The sequence below is a fragment of the Nonomuraea sp. NPDC049480 genome (genome assembly GCF_044465905.1).
Taxonomy (GTDB): domain Bacteria; phylum Actinomycetota; class Actinomycetes; order Streptosporangiales; family Streptosporangiaceae; genus Nonomuraea.
The window spans coordinates 128,379-150,202 of record NZ_JBITMD010000016.1 but is presented as its reverse complement, the minus strand read 5'-3'; the positions used below and the strand labels follow the sequence as shown (position 1 = coordinate 150,202).

General features: G+C 70.2%; 23 protein-coding genes. 9 read left to right on the top strand and 14 right to left on the bottom strand.

From position 1 onward, the window contains the following. Positions 1-245 precede the first annotated feature (245 nt). The gene (locus tag ACIBX3_RS37495; RefSeq protein WP_397125273.1) at positions 246-1,406 is read left to right on the top strand and encodes an SLC13 family permease; all 1,161 of its coding nucleotides are present in this window, start codon (positions 246-248) and stop codon (positions 1,404-1,406) included. Between the two features lie 19 nt (positions 1,407-1,425). Here the strand turns inward: ACIBX3_RS37495 and ACIBX3_RS37490 are convergent, their stop codons facing one another. The 7 genes from ACIBX3_RS37490 to ACIBX3_RS37460 all read right to left on the bottom strand — a co-directional run bounded on the left by ACIBX3_RS37490 (position 1,426) and on the right by ACIBX3_RS37460 (position 8,063). Beyond that, positions 1,426-1,671: a hypothetical protein gene (locus ACIBX3_RS37490; protein ID WP_397125272.1), complete on the bottom strand. Its 246-nt coding sequence runs from the start codon at positions 1,669-1,671 to the stop codon at positions 1,426-1,428. A gap of 106 nt (positions 1,672-1,777) precedes the next feature. Continuing rightward, a complete protein-coding gene (locus ACIBX3_RS37485; protein ID WP_397125271.1) occupies positions 1,778-2,578 on the bottom strand; it encodes an inositol monophosphatase family protein in 801 nt (266 codons plus the stop codon). Between the two features lie 10 nt (positions 2,579-2,588). Next, positions 2,589-3,203, bottom strand: a complete 615-nt coding sequence (locus ACIBX3_RS37480) for a hypothetical protein (protein ID WP_397125270.1) — start codon at positions 3,201-3,203, stop codon at positions 2,589-2,591. 9 nt (positions 3,204-3,212) lie between these two features. Further along, positions 3,213-4,286 (bottom strand): hypothetical protein, encoded by a 1,074-nt coding sequence (locus ACIBX3_RS37475; RefSeq protein ID WP_397125269.1) that lies wholly within the window; start codon positions 4,284-4,286, stop codon positions 3,213-3,215. Positions 4,287-4,432: 146 nt separating this feature from the next. After that, positions 4,433-5,206 carry a sporulation protein gene (locus tag ACIBX3_RS37470; protein WP_397125268.1) on the bottom strand — a complete coding sequence of 258 codons (774 nt, stop codon included), beginning with the start codon at positions 5,204-5,206 and terminating at the stop codon, positions 4,433-4,435. A gap of 9 nt (positions 5,207-5,215) precedes the next feature. Then, positions 5,216-6,457 carry an SPFH domain-containing protein gene (locus ACIBX3_RS37465; RefSeq protein ID WP_397125267.1) on the bottom strand — a complete coding sequence of 414 codons (1,242 nt, stop codon included), beginning with the start codon at positions 6,455-6,457 and terminating at the stop codon, positions 5,216-5,218. Between the two features lies 1 nt (position 6,458). Continuing rightward, positions 6,459-8,063 (bottom strand): SPFH domain-containing protein, encoded by a 1,605-nt coding sequence (locus ACIBX3_RS37460; protein ID WP_397125266.1) that lies wholly within the window; start codon positions 8,061-8,063, stop codon positions 6,459-6,461. A 140-nt stretch (positions 8,064-8,203) separates the two neighbouring features. Between ACIBX3_RS37460 and ACIBX3_RS37455 the strand changes: the two genes are divergently transcribed. From ACIBX3_RS37455 to uvrB, 4 genes are read left to right on the top strand one after another with little or no spacing between them, the layout of a single operon-like run. Further along, complete coding sequence (locus ACIBX3_RS37455) at positions 8,204-9,118, top strand: ABC transporter ATP-binding protein (protein ID WP_397125265.1); 915 nt, start codon at positions 8,204-8,206, stop codon at positions 9,116-9,118. Beyond that, positions 9,115-9,969 carry an ABC transporter permease gene (locus ACIBX3_RS37450; protein ID WP_397125264.1) on the top strand — a complete coding sequence of 285 codons (855 nt, stop codon included), beginning with the start codon at positions 9,115-9,117 and terminating at the stop codon, positions 9,967-9,969. Before ACIBX3_RS37455 ends, ACIBX3_RS37450 begins: the two co-directional genes overlap by 4 nt. Positions 9,970-9,983: 14 nt before the next feature. Beyond that, positions 9,984-10,217 (top strand): helix-turn-helix transcriptional regulator, encoded by a 234-nt coding sequence (locus ACIBX3_RS37445; RefSeq protein WP_397125263.1) that lies wholly within the window; start codon positions 9,984-9,986, stop codon positions 10,215-10,217. A gap of 39 nt (positions 10,218-10,256) precedes the next feature. Beyond that, the gene (gene uvrB, locus ACIBX3_RS37440) at positions 10,257-12,368 is read left to right on the top strand and encodes an excinuclease ABC subunit UvrB (protein WP_397125262.1); all 2,112 of its coding nucleotides are present in this window, start codon (positions 10,257-10,259) and stop codon (positions 12,366-12,368) included. A gap of 24 nt (positions 12,369-12,392) precedes the next feature. Here the strand turns inward: uvrB and ACIBX3_RS37435 are convergent, their stop codons facing one another. Then, positions 12,393-13,154, bottom strand: a complete 762-nt coding sequence (locus ACIBX3_RS37435; RefSeq protein ID WP_397125261.1) for an alpha/beta fold hydrolase — start codon at positions 13,152-13,154, stop codon at positions 12,393-12,395. A 94-nt stretch (positions 13,155-13,248) separates the two neighbouring features. Further along, the gene (locus ACIBX3_RS37430) at positions 13,249-13,812 is read right to left on the bottom strand and encodes an RIO1 family regulatory kinase/ATPase (RefSeq protein WP_397125260.1); all 564 of its coding nucleotides are present in this window, start codon (positions 13,810-13,812) and stop codon (positions 13,249-13,251) included. Positions 13,813-13,833: 21 nt separating this feature from the next. Here ACIBX3_RS37430 and ACIBX3_RS37425 point away from each other — a divergent pair, with 21 nt between their 5' ends. After that, positions 13,834-14,019: a hypothetical protein gene (locus ACIBX3_RS37425; protein WP_397125259.1), complete on the top strand. Its 186-nt coding sequence runs from the start codon at positions 13,834-13,836 to the stop codon at positions 14,017-14,019. Between the two features lie 8 nt (positions 14,020-14,027). Here ACIBX3_RS37425 and ACIBX3_RS37420 read toward each other — a convergent pair whose 3' ends face one another. Continuing rightward, positions 14,028-14,594: a Uma2 family endonuclease gene (locus ACIBX3_RS37420; RefSeq protein ID WP_397125258.1), complete on the bottom strand. Its 567-nt coding sequence runs from the start codon at positions 14,592-14,594 to the stop codon at positions 14,028-14,030. A 58-nt stretch (positions 14,595-14,652) separates the two neighbouring features. Continuing rightward, positions 14,653-15,273, bottom strand: a complete 621-nt coding sequence (locus tag ACIBX3_RS37415; RefSeq protein WP_397125257.1) for a hypothetical protein — start codon at positions 15,271-15,273, stop codon at positions 14,653-14,655. Between the two features lie 129 nt (positions 15,274-15,402). Between ACIBX3_RS37415 and ACIBX3_RS37410 the strand changes: the two genes are divergently transcribed. Continuing rightward, entirely contained in the window at positions 15,403-16,182 is a 780-nt protein-coding gene (locus tag ACIBX3_RS37410) for a glucose 1-dehydrogenase (RefSeq protein WP_397125256.1), read from the top strand. Between the two features lie 3 nt (positions 16,183-16,185). Then, a complete protein-coding gene (locus ACIBX3_RS37405) occupies positions 16,186-16,992 on the top strand; it encodes an alpha/beta fold hydrolase (protein ID WP_397125255.1) in 807 nt (268 codons plus the stop codon). Positions 16,993-17,023: 31 nt separating this feature from the next. On the opposite strand, the gene ACIBX3_RS37400 is transcribed toward ACIBX3_RS37405, so the two are convergent. Together ACIBX3_RS37400 and ACIBX3_RS37395 are read right to left on the bottom strand one after the other, a co-directional pair. After that, positions 17,024-17,629, bottom strand: coding sequence for a DUF4126 domain-containing protein (locus ACIBX3_RS37400; protein WP_397125254.1), 606 nt, complete (start codon positions 17,627-17,629; stop codon positions 17,024-17,026). A 19-nt stretch (positions 17,630-17,648) separates the two neighbouring features. Then, positions 17,649-18,554 (bottom strand): phosphotransferase, encoded by a 906-nt coding sequence (locus ACIBX3_RS37395; RefSeq protein ID WP_397125253.1) that lies wholly within the window; start codon positions 18,552-18,554, stop codon positions 17,649-17,651. Positions 18,555-18,623: 69 nt separating this feature from the next. On the opposite strand from ACIBX3_RS37395, the gene ACIBX3_RS37390 reads away from it, so the two are divergent. Beyond that, complete coding sequence (locus ACIBX3_RS37390) at positions 18,624-20,993, top strand: FAD-dependent oxidoreductase (RefSeq protein WP_397125252.1); 2,370 nt, start codon at positions 18,624-18,626, stop codon at positions 20,991-20,993. Here ACIBX3_RS37390 and ACIBX3_RS37385 read toward each other — a convergent pair. Continuing rightward, positions 20,971-21,729: a GntR family transcriptional regulator gene (locus ACIBX3_RS37385; protein WP_397125251.1), complete on the bottom strand. Its 759-nt coding sequence runs from the start codon at positions 21,727-21,729 to the stop codon at positions 20,971-20,973. The genes ACIBX3_RS37390 and ACIBX3_RS37385 overlap by 23 nt on opposite strands. Positions 21,730-21,824 lie beyond the last annotated feature (95 nt).

The window sequence follows — 21,824 nt, the reverse complement described above, 5'->3', positions numbered from 1 at the left end:
GGAGGGAGCGCCGTCGTCTGGAGGAGGAGCGACGCAGGAGCGACGGGGGAAGACGGCGGCATAGGGCGACCGAGCCGCCTCACGAAGTGAGGCCGTGAACACTGCGAGGGAGCGCCGTCGTCTGGAGGAGGAGCGACGCAGGAGCGACGGGGGAAGACGGCGGCATAGGGCGACCGAGCCGCCTCACGAAGTGAGGCCGTCACTGCGCTGTCGGGGTTTTGGAGACGGTGTGCGATCATCGACGGGTGTTGCGGCGTCTTGGTGTGCTCGACTGGATCAGGATCGGGCTGCTGGTTCTGGGTCTGGTCTTCGTGGCGACCGGGTTACTGCCGTGGGACGACGCGGTGGCGAGCATCGACGAGATCGGGCCGCTGCTGATCTTCCTCGTCGCGATCATCGTGGTGGCCGAGCTCACCAAGGAAGCCCAGGTCTTCGACGCCATCGCGGCGCGGATGGCGGTGCTGGGCCGCGGCAATTACGCCGCGCTGTTCTTTCTTTGTGTAGCTTTCGCGTCTTTTATCACGATATTTCTGAATTTGGACACCACGGCGGTGCTCCTCACCCCCGTCATGCTCGCCCTCGCCCCCAAGGCGCGCATCGCCGCCCTGCCCCTGGCCATGACCACGATCTGGCTGGCGAACACCGCGAGCCTGCTGCTGCCGGTCTCCAACCTGACGAACCTCCTCGGCATGGACAAGATCGGCCTTGACGCCCAGGAGTTCGCCGCCCGCATGTGGGCGCCCCAGATCGCGTCCATCGCGGTGACGATGGTCTTCCTGTGGGTGTTCTTCTGGCGGCGCGGGGAGCGGCGCGACCTGCGCTACACGCCGCCGGTGCTGGAGCCGGTCGCCGACCGCGTGCTGTTCGGCGCCGCGGCGGCCGGGTGCCTGCTGTTCATCGCCCTGCTGCTGCTCAAGGCGCACGTCGCCGTGGCCGCCACCGCGGCCGCCGCGATCGTGGTGGGCGCGTTCCTGCTGCGTGCCCGCGAGCGGCTGACCTGGGGCCTGATCCCCTGGCAGCTGGTGGTCTTCGTGACCGGGCTGTTCCTGGTGGTGCCGACGCTGAGCCGGCACGGCCTGTCGGATCTGATGACGTGGATGATCGGCGTCGAGGGCGATCCCTACCGGACGGCCGCCGTGGGCGCCGGGCTGTCCAACGCGATCAACAACCTGCCCGCCTATCAGGCGGTCGAGACGGTCATCCCGGCCGCCGACCAGGACCGCCTGCTGGCCCTGCTGGTCGGGACCAACGTGGGCCCGGTCGTGACGCCGTGGGCGTCGCTGGCCACGCTGCTGTGGTTCGAGTCGTGCCGCCGCCACGAGGTCAAGGTGCCGATGCGCCGGTTCCTGCTCACCGGCACCGGGCTGGCCGTCGTGGGGGTGGTGGTCACGGTATGGGCGCTGTGATGGATCCGCAGCGCGGCGCTCACGCGGCCAGCGCGGTGTCGTAGGCGCCCGCCACCGCGCCGAGCGCCCAGCGCATCCGCGCCACGTACGTCTCCGGGTGGTCGCCGGCCTCCTGCGCCACGAACGCCGCGCACCACGCCGGGTCGCCGCCGCACGCGCACAGCCGCTCGTCCACGGCCTCGCGGATCCGGTACGGGGACACGTCGTCGGACGGCTGGAGGGTGGTCGTGAAGAGCACCTGCGCCAGTTCGGTCGTGGTCATCATGTCGGGCTCCCATCGGCGTGTGCCGTTTCTCCGGCACCCTCTAAATAGACGTCGAACGGCGACAGAACTCATCGACAAAGGACACACATTTTCTGCGTACTTTTCCTCAGGGGACGAGGGAGAGGAGCCCGGCGATGGCCCGCGGATGGGCGGCGACGAAGCTGCGCCGCTCGGCCGGGGCGTCGATGCACGCCTCGAACGGACCGCCGTCCAGCGCCCTGATCTCGATGCCGGCCTCCCTGGCCAGCAGCGCGCCCGCCGGCAGGTCCACGGCCTCGGCCCGGTAGCCGACGATGCCGTCGATGTCGCCGCGGGCCAGCATCGCCCACGACAGCAGCGGCGCCCACAACTGCAGCACCCGGCGGGCGCCCCGCTCCAGCGCCGTCTTCAGCGCGTGCACGGTCGCGTCGTCCCTGGTCACGCCGTACCCCTGGGTCCAGGCCAGCAGCGGCCCGTGCGGGCTCGGCGCGTACGGCGGCGCCAGGCGCGCCCCCTGCGACGAGAGCGCGCCGCGTCCCCTGATGGCCGACCAGGTGCAGGCGGAGACGGGATCGTGCACCACGCCGACCACCGGACGTCCGTCCCGGCACAGCGCCACGCCCACCACGAACGCGGGCAGCCCGATCGCCACGTTGTTGGTGCCGTCCAGCGGGTCGACGAGCCACGTCCACTCGCCGCCCCCGTCGCCGACCAGCCCGGACTCCTCGGCGATCACCGCGTGCGAGGGGAAAGCCGTCAGGATGCGCTCCAGCAGCAGCTTCTCCGAGGCCAGGTCCAGATCGGTGACCACGTCGCCGGCGTCGCCCTTGGCCCGCACCCCGACCACGCCGCGCGTGCCCTCCCTGAGCAGCGCCCCGGCGGCCTCGGCGGCCTCGACGGCGACCGTGCGAGCGTGGTCCAGGTCCATCAGGTGCCCCTCAGGTCAGGTGCGCGGTGATCAGTCGTACGGCCAGGGCGGTCTCGCCTGCGTCCAGCGGCTGCCTGGACACGTGGTGCGGCCCGGCGCCGAGCGGGCCGAGCGACAGGTCGCGGCCGCCGGGGCGGCCCCTTCCCAGCGCGATCGTGGCCGCCTCCCCGCCCTCGGGGACGACGCTGCTGTGGAAGCGGTCGGCCGGAAGCGTGTACGTGTCCCCGGGACCGAACACCTCCACCAGCCCCGTCGCGTGCCGCACGGTGCGGCCGGTGGGCGAGATGCGGTCGCCGTCGGCCCCGCTGACCACCTCGAACACCCGGTGCGTGGCGTCCGCGCCGGCGTCGGTGACCACCGCGTGCACGTTGCGCACCTGGCCGTAGAGCACGTGGCTGACCAGGTCCCAGCTGTGGCAGTGGATCTGCGAGGTCGTGCTCTCGGCGTGCGCGAGCGAATCGGACCACAGGTGCAGGCATACCCCCTCGCCGCCGTCCCGCTCCAGCGGCAGGCACACGAATCCCAGCGGGTGACGCACGGCGCGCACGTCGCCCGAGAGCGCCTCCAGTGCCCACTCCCTGGCCTGGCCCTCCAGGACCCGGTGGTGGACGTCCAGGTAGCTCATGGTCGGTTCTTACGTTCCGTCTCGATGGAGAGCCGCTGGACGCGGCTCACCATAGGGATCCATGGCGCGCAGTGCCTTGCGGGCGATGTCCACGACGTCGCGGCCGTTGTAGGACTTGGGCAGAGGCATCCCGATGCGTTCGAACAGCTCCTGCACCTCCTCGATCGTGGGCTCGTCGCTCAGCGGCGCCTTCTTGTACATCTCCAGCGGCACCCGCCGCGCCTGTTCGAAGCTGAGCCGCAGCTCGGTGTCGCAGTTCTCGTAGTAGAACGTGCCCGCCAGCGCCGTCATCGCCATGTTCGGGTCCTCGACCGTCATGATCAGGCGGGTGGTCGACAGGTCCCAGCGGAACGTCGTCATCGTCCGCGACAGGCCGACCGCGATGTCGAGCAGGCCGTAGCGCTGGCGGTGCCAGAAGGCGGCCAGGATCGTCGCGTACGACTCCTTCCTGACCCGGTCGGTCGTCCACGTCTCGCCGGTGCCGTCGGGGACGTCGGACAGGGAGCGGCGGTAGTGGGCGTACGTCTCGCACACCTCGGCGTCGGCCGGGTCGATGACCTCGATCCTGACCGTGAGGTGGCGCTTGTCCCTGCGGGCGGCGGCGACGCACTCGGGCAGCGTGACCGCGCGCATGTAGGTGCCGGTGCCGCCCTTGAAGCTCCACCGGGCGGTGTCCTTGCGGGCCTCGGCGTGCGACTGGGCGATCTCCTGCCGGCTGCCCAGCACCCGGACGAGCTGCAGCGCGTCCAGGGCCCTGCGGGTGCTGTGGGCCAGGGTCTCGATCTGCTCCAGGCGGGCCAGCCGCACGGGCAGCTCGGCCAGGGCGCCCGAGGTGATCGTCTTCTCGACGGGGGCCTGGCGGGCGCGGTCGCGCAGCAGCGCGGTGGCCACCAGCGCCATGATGACCAGCGTCGCGGCGCTCACGAGCTGGCGCTGGATGTCCTCGCCCTGCGGGCCGAAGATCTTGTCGGGCATGATGCCGAGCACGCCGACCACGATCGCCAGGCAGAGCGCGATGGCGCCGTCGGCGTTCCGCGCCGCCCATGGGGCGACCCTCTTCACCGCCGCCGTGAACCGTGCCATCGTTCGCCCCGCCGTTCGACGATCGGTCAGTTCCCGAGATCATGGTAACGACCGAGCCAGGCGACCACCAGAGAGCGATCACCTGGCGAAAAGTGCCGGGGACTGTCGCGTCCGCGTCGCGACGGTCCCCGGACGGGGTCCCGCGGTCAGAACCAGCCGCGGTTGCGGGCCATCTGCTCCAGGCCGCGCTGCAGGGCCGCGTCCGCCGAGTTCGGCGGGTCGTCGTAGCGGAGGGTGAACCGGTTGTAGGAGTCGTGGCTGGAGGTCAGGAAGCCGCCCCGCTTGTCGGCCTCCAGGATGACGTCCATCTGCCGCGGCCCGGCGATGAACGTCAGCTCCAGCTCGTTGAAGTGCCGTCGCCACTGCCCGCCGGCGTAGTACTCGATCTCCTGGAAGAACGGCATGGTCGAGCCGTACAGCGTGCCGCGCTCCAGGTCGGCCTTCTTGAAGCGGAAGCCCATCCGGTCGAGCGCGCCGATGACGTGCTCCTGAACCGGCAGCGGGCTGACGAACAGCGGGTCGAGGTCGCCCTTGTCGAGCGCGCCCGCCAGCGCCAGCTCCGTCTGGACGCCCAGCCTCATCCCGTGCAGCGGGTGCCCGGCGATCGCGCTGATCGGCGTCTCCCACGGCATCATGATCTCGAACTGCTGCTGGTGCTGTGCGCCCGCAGCCAGCTGGAACGTCCCTGCGACCTGCTGGCGCAGGAAGCTGTAGGTCGTCTTGTACTCGTTGTCGCCCGACTCGACTTCGACCACCGCGGTCAGGTCGATGTAGATGCCTTCGACCTTGTAGTCGGAGCTGCCGCCCCGGAAGTGCACGACGCCACGCAGCGGCTCGCCCGGACGCACGCCCGTGTTCGTCAACACCGTGTCTACCTCGACGCCCGCGCCGAACGCGGCCATCAACTTGCGGAACACCATGGGGTTCTCCTATGCGGAAGGTGTGTGGCCGTTCACTTGACCTGTTCCCGTGCCCGAGATGCGGGGGAGCAACTGGGCCAGGAGGAGGGTGGAGAGCGCGGAGTCCGCCTGGCCCTGCTGGGTGCGTACGACCAGCGCCTGGGGGGCGTTCTCCGCCAGTTTGGCGCCCACGTCGAGGCGCCTGCGGGCCAGCTCGTACTGCAGCACGGCCCGGTTGTCCCGGTACGATTCGGCCAGCCGGCGCAGCGCCTTGGCCTCGTTCTCGGCGGAGGTCAGGTCGGCCCTGCCACGCGCCTCGATCTCCCATGTGACCCGCTGGGCCTCGGTCTCCTGCTCCTCCAGCATGCGCGCCACATTCTTGCGCGCGTTGTTGTGGGCGGCCTTGACCTCGACGACGCGGGCGTCACGGGTCTTCTTGGAGCGCTCGATCTCCATCAGCAGGGTGTCGATGCGGCGCTTGCGGGTCAGCTCCCACTCGCGCTCGTACGCCGACAGCTCCTTGGCCACCTTCTCGCGGGTGGCCAGGTGCTGCTGGTACTGGTCGGGCAGCTGCACGTCGGGGATGTTCGCGCCCGTGATGCGCACGCCGTAGCGGCCGAGCTGGCGGTTGAGCGCGTCCTGCATGTCGCCGACGTCGGAGCCGCGCAGGTCGTACGCGCGCTCGGTGTTGACCCGGCGGCTGCGCTGCCTGATCGCGTCCTGCACCGCGCTGGACAGCACGAGGTCGAAGTTGCCCGCGCCGATCGTGCGGACGAACGCGACCGGGTCCACGATCCTGAACTTCAGGAAGAACTCGATCGACTTCAGCGGCACGTTCTCGGCCGTGGGGCAGGCCACGATCGGCGCCGAGTACGGGATCTCGGTGGAGGTGTCGACGACCGCGTCCACCCGGTCCCACGGCAGCCACAGATAGTGGCGGCCCGGCGGGAGCGTGCCGGTGATGGCGCCCCAGCGGCTGCGCACGCCGGTGGTGCCCTCCTCGATCTCGATGATCGCCTTGCGCCACATCGTGAGCAGCGCCAGGAGCAGGAAGGCCAGCGCGGCCAGCGCCGCGATGATCGTGTAGTCGCCCAGCACCGCCATGCCGGCGAAATAGACCGCCAGGAACACCAGCGACATCCACGCGAAGCCGCGCCGGTCCTTGGGGATCACGACGGGCACGAGCTGGCCCTGCTCGCCGCCGCGCAGAAGCTGGCGGATCTCGCCCCAGGAGGCCAGGGATTCCTTGATCTTGGAGAACTCGCGGCTCATGTCAGATCTCCTCCTTGCCGGGCAGCAGGCGTTCGACGGTTCGCTCCAGGTCCGCGTCCGGCGCCGGCGTGGCCTGCGGCTCGGTCACGTCCGCGGCCGCCTTCTTGAGCAGGGCGGCGATCTCGGCCTCGCGGCCCTGGACACGTGCGCCGATGTCGTCGAGCCTGTCGCGGATGGCGGCCATGTCCTCGGCGGAGAACAGCGCCGCGCCCTTGCCGCCCACGAGCTGCTGGGCCAGGGCCAGGAAGTCGATGTCGGTCTGCTCGCCGACCTGCACCACCTGCGGCAGGCTGGTGGCGACGGACTCCAGTTTGTTCAGCAGGTCCTGCTGGAAGCGGTAGTCGAGGATCTCCGGCGCCTCGGCGGCCGACAGCGCCCTGATGTCCAGCGCCTGCGCCTCCAGGAGCGCGGAGTTGGCGTTGGCCGTGGACTCGGCCTCGACCAGGCGCTGCCTGGCCTGCGCCTTGGCCTGGTGGCTGGCGCGTTCGAGCGCGGTGTCCATGCGGGCCTGGTAGCCGGCGATCTCGGCCTGGATGGCGCTCAGCGTCTCCTGAAGGCCGGCCAGCTCCTTGACCAGGTCGCCTTCGTTCTGCTCCTTGCGCAGCTGGAGTTCATACTCGTACGTGTATGCCTCCTTGGCGACGCGGACCATCTCGGGGGCCGCCAGGTCCATGCGGTACTCCTGGCTGGACGGCTCAGCGTGGGTGATGTTCACGTCGGTGAGCCGGACGGCGGGCAGGAACTGCTGGTTGAGGCTCTCCAGCATGCCCAGCGTGCTCTCGCCCACCAGGTCGTAGATGTCCTCGGCCCGCTGGGCGTAGATGAGGGAGCGGGTGACCTCGCTGATGGCGTTCTGCAGCTTGGACTGGAAGCCGCTGACCGAGCCGAGCACGAAGATGAACTCCGCCGGGTTCTCGATCCTGAACTGCAGGAACAGGTCCACGCTCGCCTTGACGCCCTGCTGCGTCGGCGCCTCGCTGATCGGCGCGTTGAACGGGTACTCGCGGGTGGTGTTGACGATGTAGCTGACCCGCTTCCACGGGTTGAACAGCGTCACCCGGCCCGGGTCCGCGATGTGCACCAGCTTGCCGAACTTGGTGATCAGTGCCTTGCAGCCCTCGGGGACCATCACCACGCTGCGCCGCCACCACAGGAACACGGCGGCCAGGACCAGCACCACCCAGTAGTGCGGCCCGAAGATCACATCGGAGCCCGGCACGATGTTGCCGAGCGCGCCGATGAGGCCGAGCACCACGAGGATGCCCAGCGGCACGATCACCTTCGCCGTGGTGCCCTTGGGGATCACCACCGGCGAGATGACGTGCATGCCGTTCTCGGCGAAGCTGCGGTTGACGATCTCGCCCGCCTCGTTCAGCGACGCCGACCTGGCCTCGATGAGGGTGCCGACGGACACGCCGCCGTCGCGGGCCGCGGCGAAGTCGCGTGGGTTCAGCGTGAAGCCCGGGGCCTGGCCCGCGAGCTGCCCTGCTTGGTCGACGACCTGCCCCACGGCCTGCCCCATCGCCTGTCGTACGTCACCCCCTTGGGCGACCGCGTGGGCTATGCCCTGACCTGCCTGGATCAGTGCCTCTCTGGGTCGTGACATGGAACCTCTCTTTTCCGCTACAGGCGAATCCGACCGTATCGGGTGCGACTTACTATTCGCTTGCAATGCGGTGTCACAGGTCTATTGCTATTTGTAGTAGGTGTGCTATTGATGTAGTAGAGGTACTACTTGGAGGTCTCATGGGGGCAGTGAGAGAGCTTGTGGGCGGCCTCGATCAGGTGGATACGGAGGCCGCGATCGAGGTCCGCGACCTTCGGATGGCCTACGGGCCGAAGCAGGTGTTACAGGGCGTCGGCTTCACGGTTCGCGCCGGCGAGGTGATCGCCCTGCTCGGCCCGAACGGCGCGGGCAAGACCACGACGATCGAGATCCTGGAGGGCTTCCGCGCGCCCTCCGAAGGCCACGTGCGGGTGCTCGGCACCGAGCCTGTCCACGGCGGTGAGCGCTGGCGGGCCAGGCTCGGCGTGGTGCTGCAGTCGTGGCGCGACCACGGCCGCTGGCGGGTGCACCAGCTCCTTCAGCACCTCGGCCGCTACTACGAGCCTTACGCGGACGCGGACCGGCGGCCCTTCGACACCGGCGAGCTGATCGACGCGGTCGGCCTCACCGAGCAGGCCGGCCAGCGGGTCAGCCGGCTGTCCGGCGGTCAGCGGCGCCGGCTCGACGTCGCCATCGGCATCGTCGGCCGGCCCGAGGTGCTCTTCCTCGACGAGCCGACCGCCGGCTTCGACCCGCAGGCCAGGCGCGACTTCCACGACCTCGTCCACCGCCTGTCCGACCTCGACGAGACCACCATCCTGCTCACCACGCACGACCTCGACGAGGCGGAGAAGCTCGCCGACCGGATCCTCATCCTGACCGGCGGCAAGATCGTCGCCGACGGCAGCGCCGACCGGCTCTCCCGCGAGGTCTCGCGCGACGCCCAGGTGCGATGGAGCCGCGGCGGCGAGCACTTCGTGCACGCCACGGAGGACGCCACCGGCTTCGTGCGCGGCCTGTTCGAGCAGTACGGCACCGAGATCGGCGACCTCGAGGTGCGCCGGGCCACGCTCGAGGACACCTACATGGCGATCCTGAAGAGGGAGGAAGCATGAACCCGGCGCCGCACGCCGCGAGACTTGGTCTGGCCAGGGGCTGGATCGAGTTCAAGCACAGCCTGACCAACCCGCAGGACGTCACCTTCAACGTGGTCTCCACGGCGATCTTCGTGGCCGTGCTGTACTTCCAGCGCGACGCGACGGCGCCTGGCTCCACCATCCCCCTGGCCATGATCACCATGCCGGGCATCCTCGGCATGCTGGCGACCTTCAACGGGCTGATCGGCACGATCGGCGCGATGTCCGTCGAGCGCGAGGACGGCACCCTGCTGCGCGCGAAGGCCGTCCCGCAGGGCATGCTCGGCTATCTCGTCGGCCGGATCGTGCTGCTGACGCTGCAGGCCATGGGCAGTCTGGTCATCATGGTCGTGGCCGGGCTGATCCTGGTGCCGGGGGTGGCCGACGCCGGGATCGGCGGACTGCTCGCCGTGATCGGCCTCACGCTGCTCGGACTCGCGGCCACCATGCCGCTCGGCGCGGTCATCGGCTCGCTGGTCAACAGCCCGCAGGCGGGGACCGGTCTGTCGATGCTCGCCGTCGGCGGGCTCACCGCCATCTCGGGCATCTTCTACCCGATCTCCGCCCTTGCCGGCTGGGTGCAGGTGATCGCCCAGGTGTTCCCGCTGTACTGGCTGGGACTGGGCATGCGCTCGGCGCTCCTGCCGGACTCCTCGGCGGCGCTGGAGATCGGCGGGTCCTGGCGGCCGGTCGAGATGCTCCTGGTGCTCGTGGCCTGGGCGGTGGCGAGCCTGCTCCTCGCCCCGCCGATCCTGCGCAGGATGGCCCGGCGCGAGTCCGGCGCGGCGATGCAGCAGCGCAGGGACCGCGCGATGCAGCGGGTCGGCTGAGAAGATACGCGGTGATGAGCGAGACCGTCTTCAACCGCATCGCGCTGCTGCGCGCAGAGCGGAACGTGACCCGCAGGCAGCTGGCCGACGCCCTGGGGGTGCACTACCAGACCATCGGCTACCTGGAACGGGGAGAGTACAGCCCGAGCCTCTACCTGGCGCTGAAGATCGCCGAATACTTCGAGGTCCCGGTCGAGGTCGTCTTCTCCACCACGCCTTTTCCCCGGATCGGGGAGCGGTCGGCCTGACGGCCGATTCTGTCGGACCGGCCGCCTACAGTTGGCATTATGCGACCGGTCACAGATTTGCAGCGGAGGGTGGCGCCGTTCGAGGTCGTCACCGAGATGACTCCTTCCGGCGACCAGCCGACGGCCATCGCCGAGCTGGAGCGCCGCGTCAAGGCCGGAGAGAAGGACAATGTCCTGCTGGGCGCCACCGGCACCGGCAAGACGGCCACGATCGCCTGGCTGATCGAGCGGCTGCAGCGGCCCGCGCTGGTCATGCAGCCCAACAAGACGCTCGCCGCCCAGTTCGCCAACGAGCTGCGGGAAATGCTGCCCAACAACGCGGTGGAATACTTCGTCTCCTACTACGACTACTACCAGCCAGAGGCGTACGTCCCGCAGAGCGACACCTACATCGAGAAGGACTCCTCGATCAACGACGAGGTGGAGCGGCTGCGCCACTCGGCCACCAACTCGCTGCTCACCCGCCGGGACACGATCGTGGTCGCCTCCGTGTCCTGCATCTACGGCCTGGGCACGCCGCAGGAATACGTCGACCGGATGGCCAGGCTGCGCGTCGGCATGGACGTCGACCGCGACCAGCTGCTGCGCCGCCTGGTCGACATGCAGTACACACGCAACGACCTGGCCTTCACCCGGGGCACGTTCCGGGTGCGCGGCGACACGATCGAGATCATCCCGAAGTACGAAGAGCTGGCCGTGCGCATCGAGATGTTCGGCGACGAGATCGAGAAGCTCTCGACCATGCACCCGCTGACCGGCGAGGTCATCACCGATGACGAGGAGCTCTACATCTTCCCGGCCTCCCACTACGTCGCCGGCGAGGAGCGCATGACGGCCGCGGTGGCGGGCATCGAGGTGGAACTGGCCGAGCGGCTGTCGGAGCTGGAGCGGCAGGGCAAGCTTCTGGAGGCACAGCGGCTGCGGATGCGCACGACGTACGACATCGAGATGATGCGGCAGATCGGCACCTGCTCCGGCATCGAAAACTACTCGCGCCACATGGACGGGCGCGAGCCCGGCAGCGCGCCCAACACGCTGCTCGACTACTTCCCCGAGGACTTCCTGCTGGTCCTGGACGAGTCGCACCAGACCGTGCCGCAGATCGGCGCCATGTACGAAGGCGACGCCTCCCGCAAGCGCACGCTGGTCGAGCACGGCTTCCGGCTGCCGTCGGCGATGGACAACCGGCCGCTGAAGTGGGAGGAGTTCCTGGAGCGGATCGGCCAGACCGTCTACCTGTCCGCCACGCCGGGGTCCTACGAACTGGGGCGGGTCAAGGGCGAGGTCGTCGAGCAGGTCATCCGCCCGACCGGCCTGATCGACCCCGAGATCGTCGTCAAGCCCACCAAGGGGCAGATCGACGACCTCGTCCACGAGATCCGCGAGCGCGCCGACCGGGACGAGCGCGTGCTGGTCACGACGCTGACGAAGAAGATGTCCGAGGACCTCACCGACTACTTCCTGGAGCTCGGCATCCGGGTCCGCTACCTGCACAGCGAGGTCGACACGCTGCGCCGCATCGAGCTGCTGCGCGAGCTGCGCACCGGCGAGTTCGACGTGCTCGTCGGCATCAACCTGCTGCGCGAGGGCCTCGACCTGCCCGAGGTGTCGCTGGTGGCCATCCTCGACGCCGACAAGGAGGGCTTCCTGCGCTCCGAGACGTCGCTGATCCAGACCATCGGCCGCGCCGCGCGAAACGTGTCCGGCCAGGTCCACATGTACGCCGACAAGGTCACCCCGTCGATGGAGCGGGCCATCGACGAGACCAATCGGCGGCGGGCCAAGCAGATCGCCTACAACGAGGCCAACGGCATCGACCCGCAGCCGCTGCGCAAGAAGATCGCCGACATCCTCGACTCGCTGCAGCGCGAGGACGCCGACACCGACAAGCTGCTCGGCGGGGGCGGCCGGCAGCAGTCGCGCGGCAAGGCGCCTGTGCCGGGATTCGGCTCGCGGCAGGCCGGGCAGCACGCCAAGGCCATCGCGGGCGAGATGCCGCGGGCCCAGATGGAGTCGCTGGTCGAGTCGCTGACCGAGCAGATGCACCAGTCCGCGGCCGATCTGCAGTTCGAGGTGGCCGCCAGGCTGCGCGACGAGATCAAGGAGCTCAAGCGCGAGCTCAGGGACATGCGCGAGGCCGGCGTGCAGTAGGCGCACCGCGCCGACGTGGGTTCCCTAGGCGAGGAGGGTCCTCAGCGTACGGGCGAAGGCCTCCGGGTCGTCGAGCATGATGGTGTGGCCCGACTCCGGGATGGCGATCACCTGGACGCCTGCCGCGCTCAGGTCGCCGGCCGCCTCCGGCGCGTCGCCCTCCGGGTGCAGGAAGGCGCGGGGGATCGGCAGGGCCTTCAGCAGCTCACGTATCGCGGGCTGGGTGCCCTGGGCGAGGCTGACCGCCGTACGGTGCAGGCCACGCAGGTCCGCCAGCCGCATCGTCGACCACCAGTGCGGCCCCACCCGGTCACGGACCTCCTTCCACCCGTGCGCGACGAACTCCTCCTCCGTGTAGCCCGCGATGCCGCTGCTCCCCGGCCGTTCCGAGAGCGGGGGAGCTGGGTCGAGGTCGGCGTCGACGAGGACCAGGGCGGCGACGAGCTCCGGGTGGCGGTGGGCCAGCACGACGGACACCGCGCCGCCCATGCTGTGGGCGATCACCGACGCGCCCGCCACCCCCGCCTTGCGCAGCGCCTCGGCCAGCGTGTCGGCGTGAGCGTCGATCGTGTACGGGAAGTCCTGGGGCCGGTCGCTGATGCCGAAACCGAGCAGGTCGATGAGCAGGGAGCGGTGGCGCGGCAGCAGGGGATGTGCAGCGACCTCCGCGTAGTAGGGGGCCGAGGTGGCTCCGAGGCCGTGAACGTACACGCGGGCCGGATCCGCGCCCGGCAGCTCCACCCAGCGCATGCGAGCGCCGCCGGGATGAACGATGGCATCATGCATGACGGCCTCCTCTCATCTGTCGGGGTCCAGCATCACCGGTTGAGACCTGCATAAACGTGTGGCGGTCCGGATACGGTGCGGACCGCCACGCGTCTCATCGGACGAGTCCGGCCTCCGCGCTCAGGAGCGCGGCCAGGGACTCCGGGCCGGCGGCTGTGACGCCCTTGGCGGCGAACCAGGTGGCCACGTTGCGGGCGTCGCGGTCGAGGAACGACGGGCCGGCCGGGTGGGCGATCACGTCCACGATCTGCGGCAGATCGATGATCACCAGCCTGCCGTCGTGGACCAGCAGGTTGTCAGGGGACAGGTCGCCATGGGCCAGCCCCTCCCTGGCCAGCGCCACCATCGCCGCCACCAGTTGCTCCCACAGGTCGTCCAGGCCGTCGGAAACCTGGGCGAGCCGCGGGGCGGCATATCCGTCCGGCGTGCCGATGAACTCCTGCAGGATCTCCGTCCCCAGGATCTGCACCGGGTACGGCACCGGAACGCCCAGCTCCCACAGCCGGCACAGCGCCCCGAACTCGGCGACAGCCCACTGGGCGGCGATGACCTGCTTGCCGAAGGCGGTGCGGCTGGCCATGGCCCGGTTCATGCGGTCGTCGCGGGTCGTGCGGCCATCGGGATCGACCGTCCGGGCGTTCCGCCGGGGAACGAGCACGCGCTGCGGGTGAACGTGGCCGTGGCGCGCAGACCGTACGGGATCTCGGAATCAGAGGTGCTGCTGCGGCGGCTGTCGCCGCCTGTCCTCCTCGACGGCCTGCTCCCTACGACGGCGCAGGCCCAGGCCACCAAGGCGATGGCCGGCAACGGTGCCACGGAGGCCGAACTGGCAGCGGTCATCTACGCGGAGTGGGGCCGTGTCTAGTCCTACGGCTACTTCAACGTGAGATCGATGTCCACGTCGAAGCCGATGTCGGTCTGCAGGCGCTTGCGGTGGATGCCGGTAGGGACGTAAGCCTTGACTGCGGGTTCGAGCTCGAAGGTGTAAGCCACGGGGAGTCCGTCTTCCTCCTCCACGCGCCAGAAGTACTTGATTCCGGCGTTCGAGTATTTGATCGGCTTCGTGGTCCGGTCCCGCTCCCTGGACTCATCCGAGACGACTTCGACCACGAGGTGCACGTCCTCCGGCTTGAAGGAGGTGAGCTTCAGAGAAGTGGTCGCCGACCTCTTCACCACGAGGATGTCGGGCTCCGGCCGCTGGCGCAGGCCCAGAGTGACCGTCATTTCGCGAAGGACCTCCAGGTGCGCGGGCGGTTTGAGGGAGTGCTCAAACAGCCGGATCGTATACAGGTGAAAGAGTGTCTGCGGCGACATCATGATGAGTGACCCATCGATCAGCTCGACGTGCCGAGGCGCGTCAGGGGGGAGATGATCGAGCATGTCGGCTGTCCAGCCGCCAGGAGGGCCGGGATAGAACCACTCGGGAAAGGCCGTGGTCATGGAGCCGCCTCCTCGGTGCTCTCACGTGACGAATCCATTCTGCCACGTTGCGTAACCGTCAGGGGAGGTCTTTGCGTTCCTCCATCGAGCGTTCCTGCATCGAGCGGCGGTAGAGCTCGTCGATCTCGTCCAGCGGGTCCGGTGCGCGGCGGCGGGCCTCGATCTCCAGGTCCGTCCGCGAGCTGAGATCGGCGATCCCCGCGCTCGTGTGGCTGACCTGGTCGCCGAGGAGGTCGGCGCGGATGCGGGCGCACATGGCCGTCAGCTTGGCCTGGTGCTGGCGGAGCCGGTCCAGGGTGGCGTGGTCGACGTACGGCGACACGCGGCGCTGCTGGGCGTACATCCCCAGCTGGCCGTCGTGCACGTCGGCCTGCGCCTCCAGGTCGGCCAGGAGCCGCGGCAGGTCGCCCAGGCCCCAGCCGCGCTGCTGGGCCTGCTCGACGGCCTGGCGGGTCAGGGACACCTCGCGGCGCAGGTCGAGGCGGAGGCGCTCGACCTCGGCGGCGTCGCCGGTCCCCATGGCGTTGACGTGCGTGGTCAGCCGGGATGCCGCCTGCTTGGCCTTGCCTGCCGCCTTCCTGCCCAGCTTGACCAGCAGGTAGACGCCCACGCCGGTCAGCAGAAGGAGGAACGCCAGGATCACCAGCACGATGACAAGGACTTCGCCGATCTCCGCCACCTCCTGTTGGGGTTGATGTCTAGAGAATAGTCGGCCGCGGCGGACTTGGCGCGCACGCCCAAGCAAGCACTTGATCTATAGGGATGGCTGTGTTTCAGTGCACACATATTTGCGGAAGGGGTGTGGCGCGTGCTGGACGGCAAGGTTGTGATCATTACCGGCGGGGCACGGGGGATGGGGGCGGCCACGGCGCGGCGGTGCGTGGCGGCCGGCGCGCGGGTCGTGCTCACCGACGTGCTCGTGGAGGAGGGCACGGCAACCGCCAAGGAGCTGGGCGCCCGCTTCATCCCGCACGACGTGACGGACCAGGAGCAGTGGGCGGCGGTGGTCGCGCGGACGGTGGAGGAGCACGGGCGGCTCGACGGTCTCGTCAACAACGCCGGCATCGCCACGTCGCTGCTCATCGAGCAGCAGTCTCTGGAGGAGTTCGAACGCGTGCTCCAGGTGAATCTGGTGGGCGTCTTCCTGGGACTCAAGGCCGTGATCGGCGCCATGCGCGCATCGGGCGGCGGCGCCGTCGTGAACCTGTCGTCGGTCGCGGGACTCTTCGCGCTGCCGGGCACCGGCGGGTACGGCGCGTCCAAATGGGGCGTGCGCGGCCTCACCAAGATCGCCGCCCTGGAGTTCGGCCGGGACCGCATCCGGGTCAACTCCGTCCATCCAGGCATGATCGTCACGCCCATGACGCAGCAGTTCGGCGCCGTGTCGGGCGAGGGCACCTTCCCCTTCGCGCCGGCCGGGCGCTGGGGCGAGCCGGAGGAGGTCGCGGAGGCGATCGCGTTCCTGCTGTCCGACGCCGCCTCGTACGTCACCGGCGCCGAGCTCGCCATCGACGGCGGCTGGACGGCGGGGGAGTCGGGGCTGCTGGCCCGCCCGGTAGAGGGCCCGGCAGAGGACAGGGTGGGATGAGCCATGCCGTACGCGGACGTCGGCGGGGACATCAGGCTCTTCTACACCGACGACGGAAGCGGCGAGGGGCCGCCGCTGCTGCTCGTGCACGGCTGGGGGACCGACTCGCACCAGTGGTCCTGGCACATCGACGCGCTGACCACGGCCGGGCGCCGCGTGATCGCCGTCGACCTGCGCGGGCACGGCTACTCGTCGGTCCCGGAGACGGGCAACACGCCGCGCATGATGGCCGAGGACCTGAACGTCCTTCTCGACCGCCTCGCCATCCCTGAGGCGATCCCCGTCGGGCACTCCATGGGCGGCCAGGTCGTGTCCATCCTGGCCGTCGAGCACCCGGAGCGCGTACGCGCGCTCGTCGCCCTCGACCCCGGCTACGGCATCACGGACGACATCGCCCGGGGCTTCCCCAAGATGATCGCGGGGCTGCGCGGGGAGCGCCCCCACGCCATGGCGGAGGCGATCGACCAGTGGTGCACGAACGCCGCCACCCCCGCCGTGCTGCGCCGCTGGCACAAGCGCCGGCTGTACGGCATGCCGCCGCACGTCCTGGCCCAGGCGTTCGAGGCCATGTTCCTCGAGGACGGCGCCATCGGCCTGCGGCCGGCGACCGACGACTACCTGGCCCGCAGGCGGTGCCCGGTGCTGTCGATCTGGGCGGATCAGGAACGGGCGAACTGGGAGGCCGGGCTGCTCAAGGACCCGGCGTCCAAGGTCGTGTGCTGGGAGGGATCCAGTCATCGGCTGCACGAGGAGCGCCCGGCCGAGTTCGTGCACCTCCTGGGCGGCTGGCTCCGCAGCCTGCGAGTGTGAACCGTAAGGGCGCGCGGGCGCGGCGGCCGGATCAGCCTGCCGGCTGACCGCGGGCCGCTCTCCTGCGGGCGCGGAACCGGCGTACCTTCCTGATCAGCCACCACGCCAGCCCTGCGAGCAGCAGCAGGGCGACGATCACCAGGATCGGGGTGAACACCGCGATCAGGCTCATGCCGAGCGAGCCCGCGTCCTCCACCGTGCTCAGGACGGGAGCGCCCACGCCCGCCGTCCCCGCGTTGACCACCGGACGGGCCGCGGCCTTCACGGCGTGCACGGCCAGCGCCAGCACGATCCCCAGCAGCCATCCGGCCCAGGGGTTCTCGGTCATCCAGGTGGAGTTCTCCAGTTCGGCGGCCGCGCTCGTGGCGGAGAAGACCACGCCGCCGGAGGCGGGGCGGACCACGGTCTGGATGGCGTCGTTGACGCTGTCGACGGCGGGGACCTTGTCGAGGACCATCTCGGCGAGCAGGAGCACGGCGATCACCGCGAGCACGCCCCAGTTGGACAGCCATGCGTAGCCGTCGGGGAGTTTCACGGCGTCGGTGACGTTCGACAGGACACCCACGACCAGGAGCGGGATATAGGCGTTCAAACCGGCGGCCGTGGACAGGCCCGCGCCGGTCAATGCGGCGAGCATGCCACCCAGTCTGCCCGGCCTAGTCCGTACGCGCGGCTTCGTCCATGATGTCCGCGAGGCCCGATCCAGTGAACTCGGCCACGGCTCGCTCGTACTTCTCCATCCCCCACGACCAGAAGTCGAAGTCGATGCTGTCGTTGGCGCCGTCCTGGATCGAGGCCCACAGCGTCCAGCCGTACTTGGACATGAGGCCGAGCAGCCGGGCGCGGGCGATCTTGTGGCGGAGGCGGCGGCCGTAGTACGCCGTGACGAGCTCCTCCAGGTGGCCGAGCGGCAGGTCGGACTCGCTCCAGATGTTGCCGAGCTCGAAGCAGGGGTCGTTGTTGCCGGCGTACTCGTAGTCGATCAGCCAGAGGCGCTCGCCGTCGTCGATGATGTTGCCCGGGAGCAGGTCGTTGTTGCAGGGGACGGTGCCTTCGTCGCGTGCAGCCAGACATTTCTGGATTTTGGCGACGGTGGGCATGAAGTCGAGATATTTCGCAGGAAGTCGGAAGCCGCGGCTCTGGACGATGTCCAGATACCGCCGCTGGACGTCGAACATGTCGAAGTCGCTCACGAACCGGGGTCCGGCGTGGAGCCTGCGGCAGGCCTCGGCCACGCGGGGCAGGTTCGCCTGGTCCCGCAGATCCGCCTCCGTGAACGTCCGCCCCGGCAGGAATCCGACGACCAGCACACCCAGGCCGGGCAGGTAGTCGTGCACCGGCGCCCCCACCCCGGCCGCGGCCGCCGCGATCGAGTTCGCGTGCTCGGCGTCCCTGTCGATGGCCAGCAGCGCGCCGTCGCTGGCCCACACGCGCGCCACGTACGCCCCTCCGGGTGTGGTCACCTTGTAGTTGCGGTTGGTCAGCCCGCCCGGCAGCTCCTCGACGGTACGCCGCACGCCGGACAGCAGGGGGATACGATCGAGCACCTCGGGCACGGCCATGGTCGATGCTAAGGCGGTCCGCGCTAAACGGTCTAGACCTTTTAAACAACGGCGGCTAGCCTCGCGACCATGAGCGACTCGGCCCGCATCGTGATCATCGGCGGCGGCGTCGGCGGCGCGTCCGTCGCGTACCACCTCACCCAGCTCGGCGAGCGCGACGTCGTCGTGCTGGAGCGGGACGAGCTTACCAGCGGCTCGACCTTCCACTCCGCCGGGCTCGTCGGCCAGCTGCGTGCCGACCCCACGCTGACCAGGATGAACCAGTACTCCGTCGAGCTCTATCGCACCCTCGACGCCGGCTGGACGGAGTGCGGCGGCATCAAGCTGGCCTCCACGCCCGAGCGGATGGCGGAGATCCGCCGCCAGATCGGGTGGGCGCGCACCTTCGGGCTGCCGCTGGAGGAGATCTCCGTGGCCGAGGCCGTGACGTTGTTCCCGCTCATGGATCCCGAAGGCGTCGTCGGCGCCGCGTACCTGCCCACGGACGGGCAGATCGACCCGTCGCAGCTGTGCTACGCCCTCGCGACCCGCGCTCGCGAGGGCGGGGCCACGCTGCGCACCCGCACCCGCGTGCTCGGCATCGAAACCGCGGGCGGCCGGGTCACCGGCGTGCGCACCGACCAGGGCGACATCGACTGCGAGATCGTGGTCAACTGCGGCGGCATGTTCGCGGCCGAGATCGGCCGCATGGCCGGCGTGCGGGTCCCGATCGTGCCGATGTCGCACCAGTACGTGGTGACCGACGCCTTCCACGACCACGCCGGCCTGCCCACGCTGCGCGACCCCGACCTGCTCGTCTACTACCGGCAGGAGGTGCAGGGCCTGGTCATGGGCGGGTACGAGCGCACGTGCGCGCCCTGGACGGCCGGCGCCAACACGTACGACACGGTCCCCGGCGACTTCAACGGCCGGCTCCTGTCCGAGGATTGGCCCAGATTCGAGGAAATTTCCGACAACTCCAGGATTCGGGTGCCCGCGATGGCCGACGTCGGCATCCGCAAGCTGATCAACGGCCCGGAGGCGTTCACCCCTGACAACGAGTTCTGTCTCGGCGAGACGGAGGTCCGCGGGTTCTTCGTGGCCGCCGGGTTCTGCGCGCACGGCATCGCGGGCGCGGGCGGGATCGGCAAGGTGATGGCCGAGTGGATCGTCGAGGGCGAGCCGAGCATGGACCTGTGGCACATGGACGTCCGCCGGTTCGGCCGCCACTACCGCTCGCCGTCGTACACGCTCAAGCGGGCGGTCGAGAACTACGAGACCTACTACGACATCCGCTACCCCGGGCACGAGCGCTCGGCCGGGCGGCCGCTGCGGGTCTCGCCCGCCTACGCCTGGCACACCGCCCACGGGGCCGTCTTCGGGGAGAAATCGGGCTGGGAGCGGGTCAACTACTACGCCGCGAACGAGAACGGGGAAGGGGAGCGGCCGAAGGGGTGGGCCGGGCGGTCCTGGTCGCCCGCCATCGGCGTCGAGCACCGCGCCACCCGGACCGCGGCGGGGCTGTTCGACGAGAGCTCGTTCGCCAAGATCGAGGTCACCGGGCGCGACGCGGCCGCGCTGCTGGAGTGGGTGTGCGACAACCGGGTCGCCCGCGAGATCGGCGCCGTCACGTACACGCAGGCGCTCAACCGGCGCGGCGGCATCGAATGCGACTTCACCGTCACCCGGCGCGGCGAGGAGGAGTTCCTGATCGTCACCGGCACCGCGTTCGGCGCGCACGACCTGGGATGGCTGCGCAAGCAGGCCGCGCACACCGGCTCCACGGCCAGGATCGCCGACGTGACCGGCCAGTACGCCTGCTTCGCCCTGTGGGGGCCGAGGGCCGGCGACATCATGCGCGGGCTCACCCCGGACCCGATGGACTTCCCGTTCATGTCCTCGCGGGAGATCACCGTGGGGGACGTGCCGGTGCTGGCGCTGCGGGTGACGTTCGTGGGGGAGCACGGCTGGGAGTTGTACTGCTCCACCGAGTACGGGCTCGCGCTGTGGCAGGCCCTGTGGCGGGCGGGGGAGCCGTACGGGCTGGTGGCCGGCGGCTACCGGGCCGTCGACAGCCTCCGGCTGGAGAAGGGCTACCGGGTGTGGGGCGCGGACATCGGGCCTGAGACGACCCCGTACGAGGCGGGGCTCGGCTTCTGCGTCAAGCCGGACAAGGACTTCCTCGGCAGGGACGCGCTCGACCCCGCCCCGAAGCGGCGCCTGCGGTGCGTGACGCTGAGCGACCCGGGGGCCGTCGCGCTCGGCAACGAGCCCGTCCGGGTGGACGGCCGGGTGGTGGCCCGCGTGACCTCCGGCGGTTACGGCTACACCGTCCGCGAGTCCATCGCGTACGCCTACCTGCCGGCCGAGCCGGGGCCTGAGAACGAGCTCGCGGTCGAGATCGAGGTCGAGGGCGCCTGGGTGGCGGGCACGGTGGTCAAGAGCCCGCTGGTCCCGTGACGCCGCTGCGTACCGAGATCCGCACCCGGTCGGGGCGGAACAGGTCGCGGGCGAACTCCACCGGCGTCCCGTCCGCCGCGTACGCCGTGCGCTCGATCAGCATGAGCGGCGTGCCCGGTTCGATGCCCAGCTCGGCGGCCTCCTCGGGACGGGCGATCACCGGGGCGAGGTGCTCGACCGCGGTGCGCGGCTCCAGGTCGTACCGGCCGGCGAGCAGCGTGTAGAGGGAGCCGGTCAGGTCCTGGCCGAGGAAGCCGGGCAGCGAGGGGAAGAACGAGCGCTCCAGCGCCACCGGCCACCGGCCCGCCGACCGCACCCTCACCACCTCGTGCACCGGCGCGCCCGGCTCCACCCGCAGCGCCTCGGCCGCGGCGCGCGGCGCCGGCACCGTGGCGGCCACCAGGATCCTGGCCTCGGCCCGCAGATGTGCGCGGCGCATCTGCTCGGTGAACCCGGCCAGGCCCGTCAGATCGCACTCGATGCGCGGCTCGGCCACGAACGCCCCGCCCGCCCGGCCGGGCACCCTGACCAGGACGCCGTCGCGCTCCAGGGTGGCGAGGGCCTGCCGGAGCGTCATCCGGCTCACGCCGAGCCGCCCGGCCAGCTCCCGCTCGCCGGGCAGCCGGTCGCCCGGCGCCAGCTCGCCCCCGTCGATTGAATCGAGCAGCCACCGCTCGATCTGCACGTGCGCGGGGACGCCGGTGCCGCGCTCGAGCTCAGGCGGTGTCCCGACCACACGCGCATCTTGACACGGGCTTCGGCATGAATGCCAAAAAACCGGCTCCGGCCACCCTTTCGGCCGACCGAAGGGGCGGACCGGCCGACCGTGGC